The following is a 14,178-nucleotide window of genomic DNA, read 5'->3' on the forward strand; positions in this document are numbered from 1 at the left end:
CCACCATCAGCACAAGGGACTCAGTGTGGCCACTTGAGAGGGCGCGCGTCGGGACCTCGAAATTGGGCTTGTCACACGAACACGCTTCGCGTCGAAGCCTCACGCCCATCTCAGAACTCGGTGACGACGGTGACGCCGGCCACTTCGAATTTGTCCATATTCATCAGCACATCGATCGACTGTTCAAGGTTGATCGTCCGGCCGATGAGCTTTTCCGGCGCCAGCTTGCCCGACTTCATCATCGCGAACATCGCGTCATAGCGGTGTGCCTGTATGCCATGACTGCCCAGGATTTCAAGCTCGTGTGCGATGACCTTGCTCATCGGAATGGCCGGGGTGCTGTGCTCGCCCAGCATCAGGCCGACCTGCACATGCTTGCCGCGTTTGCGCAGGTTGCTGACCGAATTGAAGCAGGTGACCGGGTGTCCGAGTGCGTCCAGCGACACGTGCGCGCCGCCGCGGGTGATTTCCTGCACGGCTTCGACCACGTTGGTCACTTTGGCGGCGTTGACGGTGGCCACCGCACCGAGCGCTCGGGCGAGGTCGAGCTTGTCGTCCGAGATATCGATGGCGATCACATTCGCGCCAATGGCATGGGCGATCATGATGGCCGACAGGCCGACGCCGCCGCAGCCATGCACCGCCACCCACTGGCCGGCCGAGGTCTTGCCCTGATCCACCACCGCGCGGAACGAGGTGACGAAGCGGCAGCCCAGGCTGGCCGCGGTGGTGAAATCCAGCGTTTCCGGCAAGGACACCAGATTGATGTCCGCCTGGTGAATCGACACATACTCGGCAAATGATCCCCAGTGGGTGAAACCCGGCTGGAACTGGTGGTCGCAGACCTGGTGGTTGCCGGAGTGGCACTCTGGGCAATGGCCGCACCCTGCCACAAACGGAACGGTCACCCGGTCGCCCACCCGCCACTTCGTTACCTGCTTGCCGACCGCCTCCACGACGCCCGAGAACTCGTGCCCCGGGACGTGCGGCAGGCGGATGTCCGGATCATGGCCGACCCAGCCATGCCAGTCGCTGCGACAAACGCCGGTCGCCATGACCTTGATGACCACGCCGCCGGATTCCGGCGTCGGGTCGGGAACGGTCGTCAGTTGCGGCGGGGCGGAAAACGATTCGTAGACAACGGCTTTCATGGTTGGCTCCTGCGTTGAAGTGTTCCTTCATTGTGAGGCATCGCCGTGAATTTACCTTTCTATTTGCTATTGGGATAAGCAAAAATATGAAATAGTATTTCGCCGCTGAAAACGTATTGAAAGGTTGTTTCGCCATGGCCGCACTCGATAAAGTGGACATTGCCATTGCCGACCGGTTGCAACAGGATGGCCGGCTGTCCAATGCCCGCCTTGCCGAGCAGCTGGCCCTGAGCGAGGCCTCCTGCTGGCGGCGCCAGAAGCGGCTGGAAGAGACGGGCGTCATCGAGGGCTATAAGGCGATACTGAACCGGCGCAAGCTCGGGATCGGCGTGATGGCCTTTGTGCAGATCGTTTGTACGCAGCACAGCGAAGAAGTTACGGCCGCGTTCGAGCGGATCATCCAGGCCTGCCCCAATGTGCTCGCCTGCCACAACACGACCGGTGAGGCCGACTTCCTGTTGCAGGTCGTCGCCCGGGATCTCGATGACTACAGCCGTTTTGTCGAGAAAGTGCTGAGGAAGTTGCCGGGCGTGTTGAGCATCCGTAGCAATATCTCGTTGCGGGAAATGAAGGTGACGAACAAGTTGCCGATCACGGACATCGACCTGCTCTAGGCCGGTCGGGGCGACCCGCCGCTGCCGCCCGGCCATGCTCGCTCGGACTGGCCACGAAAAGAGGCTCCGAAATGGAGCCTCTCTTTGTTTCTCATCCAGCGGCCTGGACGGCACAAACCGCCCCGGTCTTTCCGCGTCGCCTACCAGTTGCTCTCCCGCTCCGGGGTGGCGGTGATGTTGTGGATGGACAGGTCGGCGCCGTTGAATTCTTCCTCGTCGCTTAAGCGGATGCCGACCACCTTCTTCAGTACGCCGTAGACCAGATAGCCGCCGCCAAAGCCGATGCTGACGCCGGCTGCGGTGCCGATCAGCTGCGAGGCCAGGCTGACGCCGCCGGCGCCGCCCAGCCAGTGCTGGCCGAACAGGCCGGCGGCGATGCCGCCCCAGGCGCCGCACAGGCCGTGCAGCGGCCACACGCCGAGTACGTCGTCGATCTTCCAGCGGTTTTGCGTGAGGGTGAACAGGTAGACGAACATGGCGCCGGCGACACCGCCGGTGACCAGCGCGCCCAGCGGGTGCATCACGTCGGAGCCGGCGCACACCGCCACCAGTCCGGCCAGCGGGCCGTTATGGATGAAGCCGGGGTCGTCGCGGCCGGCCCACATCGCGGTCAGCGTGCCGCCCACCATCGCCATCAGCGAGTTGACCGCCACCAGCCCGGAGATGCCGCCGACCTTCTGCGCGCTCATCACGTTGAAGCCGAACCAGCCGACGATCAGGATCCAGGCGCCCAGCGCGAGGAAAGGGATGGACGAGGGCGGGTGGGCGCTGACGCGGCCTTCCTTGGTATAGCGGCCGCGACGGGCGCCGAGCAGCAGCACCGCCGCCAGCGCGATCCAGCCGCCGACGGCGTGCACCACCACCGAACCGGCAAAGTCGTGGAAGGGCGCGCCGAAGTTGGCCGCAAGCCAGTCCTGGATGCCGAAGTGGCCGTTCCAGACGATGCCCTCGAAAAACGGATACACCAGTCCGACCAGCAGGAAGGTGGCCGCCGATTGCGGGTGCAGGCGCGCCCGCTCGGCGATGCCGCCGGAGACGATGGCGGGGATGGCGGCGGCAAAGGTCAGCAGGAAGAAGAACTTCACCAGTTCATAGCCGTTGGCCTGGCTGATGTGGCTGACGTCGCTGAAGAAGTGCACGCCGTAGGCGACGCCGTAGCCGACAAAGAAGTAGGCCAGCGCCGAGATGGCGAAGTCGGTGAGGATCTTGACCAGCGCGTTGACCTGGTTTTTCTTGCGCACGGTGCCCAGCTCCAGGAAGGCGAAGCCGGCGTGCATCGCCAGCACCAGAATGGCCCCGATCAGTAAGAACAATACGTCGTTTGCACTTGTTGCCGTCATGCTTGCGCTCCAATGGTGCGTATCCGTGGTGCAGCATGGCGGGCTGCGGATACGAATGCCTGTGATTGGGGCGCTTTCTTGCAAAAATGGTGCCAGCGGGCGCCAGCCTTGTGCATCAAGGCGTCATGACGATGCCTTGCGCTGAGCACTGGTGCGGAGGAGGGTGGTTGCCTTGATTTGGTGCGGACTGATGTGCGCTATTGGTGCGTGCTGCGCTGCGGCCAACGTTGGCCGCAGTCTCAGAACCTGTTCACGCTCTGCTGCGACTTGATCTCGATGGGGCGTGCGGTGCTGGCGGCGGCTTCGGCATGCTTGTTTATATCTGGATAAACGCCGCTTCCTGAGTCATTTCGCCTTGTCTCGCGTGAGCGCGCGAGATCGTGCACAGGCTCTCAGGCCGGCTGCAGTGCCTCGACGCGGTCGTCGCGCTGCAGGATCTGCTGCAGGAATTGTTGCATGCTGTGATCGTCGCCGGTGGTGACGAAGCGGTAGTGCGGCGGCGTCTGCGGACCGCTGCGGCAGTGGTGTTGCTGCAGCAGGCGCAGCGTCTGGCGCACCACGGCGTCGGTGGGGTCGATGATGTCGATGTGCTGAGGCAGCTGCTCGCGGATCAGCGGCGCCAGGAACGGGTAGTGGGTGCAGCCGAGCACCACGTGGTCGACGTTGTGCGCCAGTAGCGGCGCCAGCGCCGCGGCGACGGTGCGCCGGGCGTTGTCGCTGTCCAGCTCGCCGCTTTCCACCAGCTCGACAAAGCCGGTGCCGGCCTGGCTGTAGATCTCGGCGTGATCGTGCAGCTGCGCCGCCAGCTGGCGGAATTTCTCGCCGCGCAGCGTGGCCTGCGTTGCCAGCACGCCGATCTTGCCGCTCTGCGTCGACAGTGCCGCCGGCTTGATCGCCGGCTCCATGCCGACGATGGGCAGCGCCGGATACTTCAGCCGCAGATGGCGCGCCGCGGCGCTGGTGGCGGTGTTGCAGGCGATCAGCAGCAGGGTGGCGCCCTGTGCCAGCAGGTAGTCGGCGATCAGCTCGGCGCGGGCGATCAGCTCGTCGTCGCTGCGCCCGCCGTAAGGACAGTAGCCCTGATCGGCAAGGTAGATCACCGGTTCGTCGGGAAGCTGGGCGGTGAGCTCGCGCCACACCGAAAGGCCGCCTAGGCCGGAATCAAACATGCCGATCATGAGGGATTAACTGTTCTGGATGACGATTTTCGGGAATTTACCAGAGAAGTCGCGTGCCTTGTCGCCGACCTTGACCGCCACCTTGCGCGCGATCTGCTGGTAGCGTGCCGCCAGCGCGCTGTCCGGCGCTGCCGCCACCGTCGGGCAGCCGTCGTCGGTGGCCAGGCGGATGGAGAGATCCAGCGGCAGCGAGCCGAGCACGTCGACGCCGTACTGCGCACTCATCTTGTCGGCGCCGCCGTGGCCGAAGATGTGTTCTTCGTGGCCGCAGTTGCTGCACACGTGCATCGCCATGTTCTCGACGATGCCGAGGATGGGCACGCCGACCTTCTCGAACATCTTCAGCCCCTTCTTCGCATCCAAGAGCGCGATGTCCTGCGGCGTGGTGACGATGATGGCGCCGGTGACCGGCACCTTCTGCGACAGCGTCAGCTGGATGTCGCCGGTGCCCGGCGGCATGTCGATCACCAGATAGTCCAGCTCGTTCCACAGCGTGTCGTTCAGCAGCTGCTGCAGCGCCTGGCTCACCATCGGGCCGCGCCACACCATCGCCTGATCCTCGTCCACCAGGTAGCCGATCGACATCGTCTGCACGCCGTGCGCCGGCAACGGCACCAGCTTGCCCTCGATCACCTCCGGCTTCTGACCCTGCAGGCCCATCATCAGCGGCTGCGACGGGCCGTAGATATCGGCATCCAGAATGCCGACCGACGCGCCTTCCGCCGCCAGCGCCAGCGCCAGGTTGGCCGCAGTGGTGGACTTGCCGACGCCGCCCTTGCCGGAGGACACCGCGATGATGTTCTTCACCCCCGGCAGCAGCGGCACGCCGCGCTGTACCGAGTGGCTGGTGATCTCGCTGACCACGTCGATGCTCAGCTTGCGCTCGCCGGCCAGCGGCGCCAGCCGTTCGCGGAACAGCTCGGCGATGGCGGCGAAGCGGCTTTTGGCCGGGTAGGGCAGGGCCACGCGCACGTTGAGGTGGGCGGCATCGTTTTGCTGCACGCTGACGCCTTTGCGGTAGGGCTTGTGAGTGTCTTCGTCGATCAGGTCGGCGATGGCATCGAGAATGTCGGTGTCGGTCAGGGCCATGTCAGTAGTCCGGGAAGCGGCGTCGCCATGGACGCCAAACAATTTGCCGAGTCGGGAAAGCATGATGGTGATCTTGAGCGGGATGAATAGCCGACTATTTTAATCGGGTTTGCCGCGGGCGAACAGGCTTGCCCGCCGTTTTGGCCGCAGCCGCCATGATAAGCGCTGCGGCGGCGTCGTGCATGCCGCTGTCGGGCGTGGCTGCGGCCAACCTTGGCCGCAGTGTGGCGCTTACTTTTTTGTCATGGTGATGGTGTGGACGGATTTGCTGGTGCAAGTGCCTGATTCGGCGTAGAATCGACGCCTTTTTTCTGAACCGGCACGGGGTGGCAGACTGCTCCGCTGTGGTTTTCCCGAGGTTACGTTTTGTCTGAATTCACCAAGATTTCCCGTTTGACCCCGGCGCGGATGCTGTTCCCGCTGGCGCTGGTGCTGTTTGAATTTGCGGTCTATATCGCCAACGACATGGCGCAGCCGGCGATGCTGCGCGTGGTGCAGGAGTTCGGCGTCGGCATCGAGTGGGTGCCGATGGCGATGACCGCCTTCCTGCTCGGCGGCGCGCTGATGCCGTGGCTGACCGGGCCGCTGTCCGACCGCATCGGTCGCCGGCCGGTGCTGCTGGGCGGGGTGGTCTATTTCATCGTCGCCTGCCTCGCCACCTATCTGGTGACCTCGATCGAGGCCTTCATGGCGCTGCGCGTGCTGCAGGGCGTCGGGCTGTGCTTCATCAATGCCGTCGGCTACGCCGCGGTGCAGGAGGCGTTCGAGGAGAAGACCGCGGTCAAGGTCACCGCGCTGATGGCCAACGTGGCGCTGATCGCGCCGATGGTCGGCCCGCTGGCCGGCGCCGCGTTGATCGAGTTCGCGCCGTGGCGCAGCTGCTTCCTGTTCATCGCCGGCGTGTCGCTGCTGGCGCTGGTCGGGCTGTGGTGGAAGATGCCGGAAACGGTCAACGTTGGCCGCACGCGCGCACCCTTGCGCCGCATGGGCGCGGATTACCTGGCGCTGCTCGCCGACCGCCGCTTCGTGCTGTCGCTGCTGTGCATCCCGCTGCTGGCGATGCCGCTGATGGGCTGGATCGCGCTGTCGCCGGTGCTGCTGGTGGAAGACCTCGGCATGAGCACCGTCGAATACGGCCTGTGGCAGCTGCCGGTGTTTGGCGGCCTGATCGCCGGCAACTTCGCGCTGGTGCTGCTCACCGAGCGCCTGGCGCTGGGGCGCTCGGTGCTGCTGGGCATGTGGCCCATCGTTGGTGGCCTGGCGCTGATGCTGGGCGGCATCCAGTTCAGCAGCGTGCCGCACATCTATATGGTGGCCGGCATGAGCCTGATGGCCTTCGGCGAGGGGCTGTCGTTTGCGGTGCTGTACCGCTTCGCGCTGATGGCCAGCACGGTGAGCAAGGGCACGGTGTCGGCGGCGATGAGCATGCTGTCGATGGCCGGCTACGCGCTCGGCATCGAGCTGTTCCGCCACGCCTATATCGCCGGCGGCATGATCGGCTTCGCGCTGATGTCGCTGCTGACCTCGCTGCTGTTCGTGCTGGTGGCGCGGCCGCGCGTCCGCCACGCGATGAAGCTGCGCGCGGTGTCGGTGGCGCAGGCAGCCTGATGTTTCGGGCGCAGGGTTTATAAAGGTTGGCCGCAACGCTGTTGCGGCCAACCTTTGTCGTTATAATCGACGGTTTCGTATTGCTTATCGGGATGCATTTCATGACTAAACGCCAGATTCTGGTTACCAGCGCACTGCCGTACGCCAACGGCGCCATCCACTTGGGTCACATGGTTGAACACATCCAGACCGATGTCTGGGTGCGCTTCCAGAAGATGCGTGGCCACGAGTGCTACTACGTCTGTGCCGACGACACCCACGGTACCCCGATCATGCTGGCTGCGGAAAAGCAGGGCATCACCCCGGAGCAGCTGATCGAGCGCGTGAACACCGAGCATCTGGCCGATTTCAGCGGCTTCCACATCGGCTACGACAACTACTACAGCACCAACAGCCCGGAAAACAAGGCGTTCTCCGAGCAGGTTTACCTGGCGCTGAAGGCCAACGACAAGATCGCCAGCCGCACCATCGAGCAGCTGTTTGACCCGGAAAAGAACATGTTCCTGCCGGACCGCTTCGTGAAGGGCGAATGCCCGAAGTGCGGCGCGGCCGACCAGTACGGCGACAACTGCGAGAAGTGCGGCGCCACCTACAGCCCGACCGAACTGAAGAACCCGTACTCGGCGGTATCCGGCGCCAAGCCGGTGCTGAAGACATCCGAGCACTACTTCTTCCGCCTCGGCGAGTGCACCGACTTCCTCAAGGACTGGACCGGCGGCAGCAGCCTGCGCGGTGACGGCGGCAGCCAGGCCCACCTGCAGGCCGAATCGCTGAACAAGATGAACGAGTGGATCGAAGGCGGGCTGCAGGACTGGGACATCAGCCGCGATGCGCCGTACTTCGGTTTCGAGATCCCCGGCGCGCCGGGCAAGTACTTCTACGTGTGGCTGGACGCGCCGATCGGCTACATGGCCAGCTTCAAGAACCTGTGCGATCGCACCGGCATCGATTTCGACGCGTGGTTCAAGCCGGACAGCAAGACCGAGATGTACCACTTCATCGGCAAGGACATCCTCTACTTCCACGCGCTGTTCTGGCCGGCGATGCTGAAATACGCCGGCTACCGCGCGCCGAGCGGCGTGTTCGCGCACGGCTTCCTGACCGTGGACGGCCACAAGATGTCCAAGTCGCGCGGCACCTTCATCACCGCCAAATCCTACCTCGACTGCGGCCTGAATCCGGAATGGATGCGCTACTACATCGCCGGCAAGCTCAACGGCCGCATCGAGGACATCGACCTCAACCTCAATGACTTCGTCGCGCGCGTGAACTCGGACGTGGTCGGCAAGTTCGTCAACATCGCCAGCCGCGCCGCTGGCTTCATCAGCAAGCGCTTCGGTGGCCAGCTGGCGGCCAAGCTCGAAGACGAAACCCGTCTGCTCGGCAACATCGCCGGTGAAGCGGAGAACATCGCCGCCGCCTATGAGGCCCGCGAGTACGCCAAGGCGCTGCGCGAGGTGATGGCGATTGCCGACATCGTCAACGGCTACGTCGACGCCAACAAGCCGTGGGAACTGGCCAAGCAGGAAGGACAGGATGCGCGCCTGCACGAAGTGTGCAGCGTGCTGATCAACGCCTTCCGCCTGCTGACCATCTACCTGAAGCCGGTGCTGCCGAAGCTGGCCGAAGGCGTGGAAGCCTTCCTCGACGTGGCGCCGCTGCAGTGGGCGGACGCCGACCAGCTGCTGCTGGGCCACACCATCAAACCGTACCAGCACCTGATGCAGCGCATCGACCCGCTGCTGGTGGAAAAACTCATCGAGGCCAACAAGCAAAGCATGGAAACACAAGCACCGGCCGCCGCGGCCAACTACGAGCCACTGGCCGACACCATCAAGATCGACGACTTCGCCAAGCTGGACCTGCGCGTCGGCAAGGTACTGGCCTGCAACTTTGTCGACGGCTCCGACAAGCTGTTGCAGTTCACCGTCGACCTCGGCTTCGAGCAGCGCAACATCTTCTCCGGCATCCGTAGCGCCTATCAGCAGCCGGAAGCGCTGGTTGGCCGCAAGGTGATCGTGGTCGCCAACCTGGCCGAGCGCAAGATGCGCTTCGGCGTGTCGCAGGGCATGATCGTGTGCGCCTCCGGCCCAGAGGACAACTCCGGCCTGTTCCTGCTGGATGCCGACGACGGCGCCGAACCGGGCATGCGCATCGGCTGATCGCCTTGCCTGTTTGCCAGTGCTGCCAATGCCCCGTCGCCGACGGGGCATTTTTCATGGCGGCGATTCATCAGATTTTCATAATTGCTGCTTAAGCTGCGATCAGTGCTACGGGAACTCCGTGAAACTACCTATAGTCAATAGCAACATAAACACGTTATCGTAGCGTGAGCTTATGTTGTTTCAGTAAGCCGGATAATCGTCAGAAAAAGAATGACAAAAAGGAAAAATCATGAGAATCAACCAACTTGAGCCAGGCCATAGCATCCTGGAAACAACCGACAGCGGTGAAGAAATCCGCTTTGAAGTGATCAATGTCAAGCCGCTGGGCCGACGCTACGAAGTGACGATGCGCACTTCCGCCGGTCTGGAAAGCGTGGTCTACCCGGGCAACGCCTACGTACAGACCGCCGCCTGACATTGCGTGGTGTCACAATCAAAGCCCTGCCTTGCAGGGCTTTTGTCTTTTTGCTTGACGCACCGCAATATACGCGGTACTATCTCTTTCTCAGTCGCGGGATGGAGCAGTCTGGTAGCTCGTCGGGCTCATAACCCGAAGGTCGTAGGTTCAAATCCTGCTCCCGCAACCAGAATTCATAAAACAGTTTGGCGACTAAACTGTTTTGCGTTGAGAAATATAAATGGCAGTTCGCCACTTGTTTTTCATAGCACAATCTATACTTGCAGTATTCAGTCGCGGGATGGAGCAGTCTGGTAGCTCGTCGGGCTCATAACCCGAAGGTCGTAGGTTCAAATCCTGCTCCCGCAACCACATATAAGCCCCTGATTCAATTGAAAAATTGAATCAGGGGCTTTGTGATTTCCAGGCGTCTCAAAGTGTCACAAATCGGCTTTGTGACATTTTTGTGCCAAATCTTCCCTGGTTCTTGTGACAGAAGCGATGAGATTTTGACCTTTGGGCAGATGTTCGTATACAGGGGGCTGCTTTGCCAATGACCAACTGGACCACGGTCTGTTAGATGTCGTTATAGGCCGATAAATCCGTTTGTTTTCACGTCGTTTTTGAGTCTGTGACAGTGCTTACTGTCACAGATGGAATCGCTGAAAGCCTTGTCTGGGCTAGGTTTCAGGCTTGTCAGCCTCTGTGACATTATCAGGAATGTACACGGCCAGATCACTGATCTTGCAGCCAAAGTAACGACAGAGGCGATCAAGATTTTCAGTGACCGTACTATAGCCGCGTTGCCCTGCAATTTTTGACAATGTCATTCTGTTTATGCCGCATGCTTCTGCCACCTCTGCGATCGTGATGCGTCTACCCTCCTTGAACTCTTTCTCGGCCATGAGTTCTTTGACGCGGAATCTGATCATATAAACCACCAAAAGCTAAAAATAATTATCAAAAGATACTTGCATTGATCTTTCGAGTGAGCTAAATTGCTATCAAATGCTAATACTTTTTAGCATTTGATTAACTTTTAGTTCAAAGGATAGGATCATGTCGCACACGTATCTTACTACTATGCAACTGGCTGAGCGACTCCAGTACAACGCTCGCACAATCCGTAATCAACTCGTAGATACATGCTTGCTTGAGGGGAGGCACTACGTTCGCCCATTCGGTCGCCGCAAGATGCTCTTCATTTGGGAGAACATCTAGTCAGACATGCTGGCGCAGGCTTCAGACACGATTGCCATGCCAACTGCTGATCAGGAGGTATGACGTGGGCCAAGTCAGAGAACGTAAGGAGACAGGGAAGTTATATCTTGACTTTCACTATCAGGGAGTGAGGTGTAGGGAGCAAACGCGACTTAATCCGACAGCCACCAACCTGAGCCGGATGGAAAAGCTGCTGGCCAAGATTGAGCTGGAAATCAAGCTTGGACGCTTCGATTACGGTAAATACTTCCCTGAGAGCAAACTGTTGGCACGATTCAGCGGCGAGGGTGGTGTTGCCGTGAAGTCTAAGTCGGCCAAGCCCGAGGTGGTTTCTGCAGGAGATCGAACCCCGCTCTTTGTGGACTTCATCGAAGAATGGCTGGGCGAGAACAGTATTGGTTGGCGACGTTCGTACCAGGTAACCATCCGCGGGAATATCGATAAATACTATCTGCCCACATTTGGAAGTATCAGGGTCGGGGCTGTCACTCGGGCTGATCTGCTCAAATTCCGGTCATCACTCGCCAAAGTATCCGGCCGGAATGGGAACACAACGCTATCTGCCAACCGCATCAACAAGATCATGGATCCGTTGCGCAGGGTATTTGAGGAAGCCGCCGACCGTTATGACTTTACCACGCCCTACGTGCGCATCAAACCGTTGAAGGTGCCGAAGTCTGATGTCCAGCCACTCACGCTGCAAGAGGTGAAGCTGATCGTCGATTCGGTTCGGCCCGATTTTCGCAATTACTACATCGTTCGTTTTTTCACCGGTATGCGTACCGGTGAAATAGACGGGCTGAAATGGAAGTATGTCGACTTTGAGCGTCGACAAATTCTGATCCGGGAAACAATCGTGTATGGGGAGGATGACTACACTAAGACCGATGCATCACAACGCGATATTGCAATGAGCCAGCCAGTGTATGAGGCACTGGTGAATCAGTACAAGGCAACGGGCGCTATGTCCGAGTACGTATTTTGCAACCTGCAGGGAATGCCCATTGAGCACAACAATGTGACCAAGCGAGTGTGGTACCCCCTGTTGGCCTCACTTGGTCTGGAGCGTCGCCGGCCTTATCAAACTCGGCATACGGCAGCAACCCTCTGGCTCGCTGCCGGTGAGGCGCCGGAATGGATTGCAAGACAGTGAATAGCAACGCCGCACAAGTAATAGCTGAATAGCTATTCAATTGCACAGGCGAGAATTCATTACATTGCGGTGAGTGAATCAATGCAAGACCTGCCGCTATGACATGATGGTTGTAAAACCGAACATCACATGGCAGAAATCGGAAGACGTACCGATGGCACGTTTAAGAGGTAGCGAGCTACTCTAGGGTCTTCTCTGTGCCAGGGGCACGAGATACGCAGAATGCTATGGTTGCTGCAAAGTAACCATTATGCTGCAGATTAGATATCACGGTTGGAAGGCTGTTATACCGACAGCTCGGTTTTGAAAATCGTATTACATCTTTACTGCGATTGCAATACCGAATTCATAAATTTCAGACGTGTCAACCGTGATTCTGGGCGCCAGCCTTGTGCGTCAAAGAGCCAGACTCAACAGGGGCAGATCGGCCATGAAGCGATTGTGCTGACGGGTCGTACTCCTCGTGCTCAAGATACATGCACGCAGACGTGCTCCTGGGAACTTTTTTCCCTTGGGCTCTGAACGCGGACTTCCGCTGTTGGCCCAAGTGGGGCAGTCCTAGTTTGGCACGAACACATGATACCTGCCCGTCCATTCTGATGTAGGGAGGTGGCGGATGGCCGATGCGACGATCAAGATCGGTGCTCATCTCGAGCATTAAATCTCCCAAATTGGATATGATACGTCCATGGAAAAATGGCTTATTTCATGGATTGGCGAAACTGACCATCAAGTGTCAGAAGGGCGTCTGACTGGCGAGTGGGGACCGATCGCCACCGCGGTCAAGGCTGAGCACTACGACCGTGTCCATTTGTTGACCAACTACGGGTACGACCGCAGCAATGATTACTGCAAATGGCTGGAGTCCGTCACCGGACATCCGCGTGTCGAGTTGCAGGAGATTGAGTTGCTCAGCCCGATCGACCATGTCGACATTTACCGGCAGATCACGGCCGAGTTGCAGCAACTCCGATTACCTGCCGAGTCGGTCTCCCCGACATTCCACCTCAGTCCGGGCACGCCAGCCATGGCGACGATCTGGGTCTTGCTAGCCAAGAGCCGCTTCCCGGCACGCCTGATTCAAACTGCCAAACAACACAATGGGGTCAAAGAAGTCGATATCAGCTTTGACCTGGCGGGTGATTTTCTGCCCGAGTATTTGCAGCGCACCGACGAGCGCGTGGGTAGGCTGTTGGCCAAGCCGGAAGGAGTAGCCAAGGAGTTTGCAGGCATCGTGCATACCAACCCGATGATGCGGGAGCAGATTCAACGCGCCCATCAAGTGGCGGTTCACAATGTGCCTGTTCTCGTACTTGGGGAAACGGGGACTGGCAAAGAACTGTTTGCCGAAGCCATTCACCGCGCCAGCGGGCGAGCCGGCAAGTATGTGGCGGTCAATTGCGGCGCCATTCCGAAAGAGCTGGTGAACTCCGAGTTGTTTGGTCACCGGAAAGGCGCCTTCACCGGTGCCGATAGGGATCGTACCGGGCATTTTCGTGAGGCATCGGGGGGCACCCTGTTTCTGGATGAAATCGGGGATCTGCCGCTGGATGCCCAGGTGCGGCTGTTGCGCGCAATTCAGCAAGGAGAGGTAACCCCGTTGGGGGCATCCGATCCGGTTAAAGTGGATGTCCGTATCATTGCGGCCACCCATCGTGACCTGATGGCCGACGTACAGTCGGGTCGCTTCAGGGAAGATTTATTCCACCGCCTGGCGGTTGGCATTATCCGCCTGCCTGCCCTGCGTGAACGGCGAGAGGACATTCCGCCGCTGGTTTCCCATTTCATGGCGATGATCAATCAAGACAGTGCCCACTCTCCGGAATGGCAGCAGAAGGAAATTTCTGAAAGCGCCATAAAAATTCTGTTATCGCATGACTGGCCAGGCAATGTGAGAGAGCTGTACCACACCTTGCTGCGTGCCAGCATCTGGGCTCGGCAAGGGTTGCTGGACGAGCACGACATCATGGACAACATTCTCCGGATGCCTCGGCAGTCGAGCGATATCCTGGAGCGTGGTATTGGCCAAGGCTTTGAAATTGAAAAGGTTCTGGATGAGGTCAAGGCACATTACATCCGGCAGGCCATGACGCAGGCACACGGCAAAAAGAAAGATGCCGCCGTCTTGCTTGGCCTGAATAACTACCAGACGCTGAACAACTGGATCGACAAACTGGGCCGCCAGACGGCTACGAACGACTAACTAATGGAGGCTGGCACGCTTCTCGCAAAGATTCGGCTACCCGTTCAGCGAGATGCCAG

At 59.9% G+C, this 14,178-nt stretch carries 11 protein-coding genes and 2 tRNA genes; 8 read left to right on the top strand and 5 right to left on the bottom strand.

Annotation, left to right across the window (positions count from 1 at the left end):
- Positions 1 to 110 precede the first annotated feature (110 nt).
- Entirely contained in the window at positions 111 to 1,151 is a 1,041-nt protein-coding gene (locus ACG97_RS11795) for a zinc-dependent alcohol dehydrogenase family protein (RefSeq protein WP_047967566.1), read from the bottom strand.
- 134 nt (positions 1,152 to 1,285) lie between these two features.
- On the opposite strand from ACG97_RS11795, the gene ACG97_RS11800 reads away from it, so the two are divergent.
- Positions 1,286 to 1,765: an Lrp/AsnC family transcriptional regulator gene (locus ACG97_RS11800; protein WP_047967567.1), complete on the top strand. Its 480-nt coding sequence runs from the start codon at positions 1,286 to 1,288 to the stop codon at positions 1,763 to 1,765.
- Between the two features lie 140 nt (positions 1,766 to 1,905).
- Here ACG97_RS11800 and ACG97_RS11805 read toward each other — a convergent pair whose 3' ends face one another.
- The 3 genes from ACG97_RS11805 to apbC form a co-directional block, all read right to left on the bottom strand.
- On the bottom strand, positions 1,906 to 3,105 hold the full coding sequence (locus ACG97_RS11805) for an ammonium transporter (RefSeq protein ID WP_047967568.1): 1,200 nt from the start codon (positions 3,103 to 3,105) through the stop codon (positions 1,906 to 1,908).
- 392 nt (positions 3,106 to 3,497) lie between these two features.
- Positions 3,498 to 4,274, bottom strand: a complete 777-nt coding sequence (gene murI, locus ACG97_RS11810) for a glutamate racemase (protein WP_238377326.1) — start codon at positions 4,272 to 4,274, stop codon at positions 3,498 to 3,500.
- A 15-nt stretch (positions 4,275 to 4,289) separates the two neighbouring features.
- Positions 4,290 to 5,372 carry an iron-sulfur cluster carrier protein ApbC gene (gene apbC, locus ACG97_RS11815; RefSeq protein WP_047967570.1) on the bottom strand — a complete coding sequence of 361 codons (1,083 nt, stop codon included), beginning with the start codon at positions 5,370 to 5,372 and terminating at the stop codon, positions 4,290 to 4,292.
- A gap of 366 nt (positions 5,373 to 5,738) precedes the next feature.
- Here apbC and ACG97_RS11820 point away from each other — a divergent pair, with 366 nt between their 5' ends.
- From ACG97_RS11820 to ACG97_RS11840, 5 genes are all read left to right on the top strand, one after another.
- Positions 5,739 to 6,980, top strand: a complete 1,242-nt coding sequence (locus tag ACG97_RS11820) for an MFS transporter (protein WP_082133769.1) — start codon at positions 5,739 to 5,741, stop codon at positions 6,978 to 6,980.
- Between the two features lie 101 nt (positions 6,981 to 7,081).
- Positions 7,082 to 9,142 carry a methionine--tRNA ligase gene (gene metG, locus ACG97_RS11825; RefSeq protein ID WP_047967596.1) on the top strand — a complete coding sequence of 687 codons (2,061 nt, stop codon included), beginning with the start codon at positions 7,082 to 7,084 and terminating at the stop codon, positions 9,140 to 9,142.
- 232 nt (positions 9,143 to 9,374) lie between these two features.
- The gene (locus ACG97_RS11830; protein ID WP_047967572.1) at positions 9,375 to 9,560 is read left to right on the top strand and encodes a hypothetical protein; all 186 of its coding nucleotides are present in this window, start codon (positions 9,375 to 9,377) and stop codon (positions 9,558 to 9,560) included.
- 95 nt (positions 9,561 to 9,655) lie between these two features.
- Positions 9,656 to 9,732, top strand: a tRNA-Met gene (locus ACG97_RS11835).
- Between the two features lie 105 nt (positions 9,733 to 9,837).
- Positions 9,838 to 9,914, top strand: a tRNA-Met gene (locus ACG97_RS11840).
- Positions 9,915 to 10,222: 308 nt separating this feature from the next.
- Here the strand turns inward: ACG97_RS11840 and ACG97_RS11845 are convergent.
- Positions 10,223 to 10,474, bottom strand: a complete 252-nt coding sequence (locus tag ACG97_RS11845) for a helix-turn-helix transcriptional regulator (RefSeq protein WP_047967573.1) — start codon at positions 10,472 to 10,474, stop codon at positions 10,223 to 10,225.
- Between the two features lie 353 nt (positions 10,475 to 10,827).
- On the opposite strand from ACG97_RS11845, the gene ACG97_RS11850 reads away from it, so the two are divergent.
- Both ACG97_RS11850 and ACG97_RS11855 read left to right on the top strand, forming a co-directional pair.
- Positions 10,828 to 11,916, top strand: a complete 1,089-nt coding sequence (locus tag ACG97_RS11850) for an Arm DNA-binding domain-containing protein (protein WP_047967597.1) — start codon at positions 10,828 to 10,830, stop codon at positions 11,914 to 11,916.
- Positions 11,917 to 12,604: 688 nt separating this feature from the next.
- The gene (locus tag ACG97_RS11855; RefSeq protein WP_047967574.1) at positions 12,605 to 14,119 is read left to right on the top strand and encodes a sigma-54-dependent Fis family transcriptional regulator; all 1,515 of its coding nucleotides are present in this window, start codon (positions 12,605 to 12,607) and stop codon (positions 14,117 to 14,119) included.
- Positions 14,120 to 14,178 lie beyond the last annotated feature (59 nt).

Origin of the sequence: Vogesella sp. EB (assembly GCF_001037925.1) — a bacterium.
GTDB lineage: Bacteria > Pseudomonadota > Gammaproteobacteria > Burkholderiales > Chromobacteriaceae > Vogesella > Vogesella indigofera.

Coding starts and splice junctions, on each gene's coding strand:
- ACG97_RS11795 (WP_047967566.1), bottom strand. CDS start 1,151: ATGAAAGCCGTTGTCTACGAATCGTTTTCCGCCCCGCCGCAACTGACG.
- ACG97_RS11800 (WP_047967567.1), top strand. CDS start 1,286: ATGGCCGCACTCGATAAAGTGGACATTGCCATTGCCGACCGGTTGCAA.
- ACG97_RS11805 (WP_047967568.1), bottom strand. CDS start 3,105: ATGACGGCAACAAGTGCAAACGACGTATTGTTCTTACTGATCGGGGCC.
- murI (WP_238377326.1), bottom strand. CDS start 4,274: ATGTTTGATTCCGGCCTAGGCGGCCTTTCGGTGTGGCGCGAGCTCACC.
- apbC (WP_047967570.1), bottom strand. CDS start 5,372: ATGGCCCTGACCGACACCGACATTCTCGATGCCATCGCCGACCTGATC.
- metG (WP_047967596.1), top strand. CDS start 7,082: ATGACTAAACGCCAGATTCTGGTTACCAGCGCACTGCCGTACGCCAAC.
- ACG97_RS11830 (WP_047967572.1), top strand. CDS start 9,375: ATGAGAATCAACCAACTTGAGCCAGGCCATAGCATCCTGGAAACAACC.
- ACG97_RS11845 (WP_047967573.1), bottom strand. CDS start 10,474: ATGATCAGATTCCGCGTCAAAGAACTCATGGCCGAGAAAGAGTTCAAG.
- ACG97_RS11855 (WP_047967574.1), top strand. CDS start 12,605: ATGGAAAAATGGCTTATTTCATGGATTGGCGAAACTGACCATCAAGTG.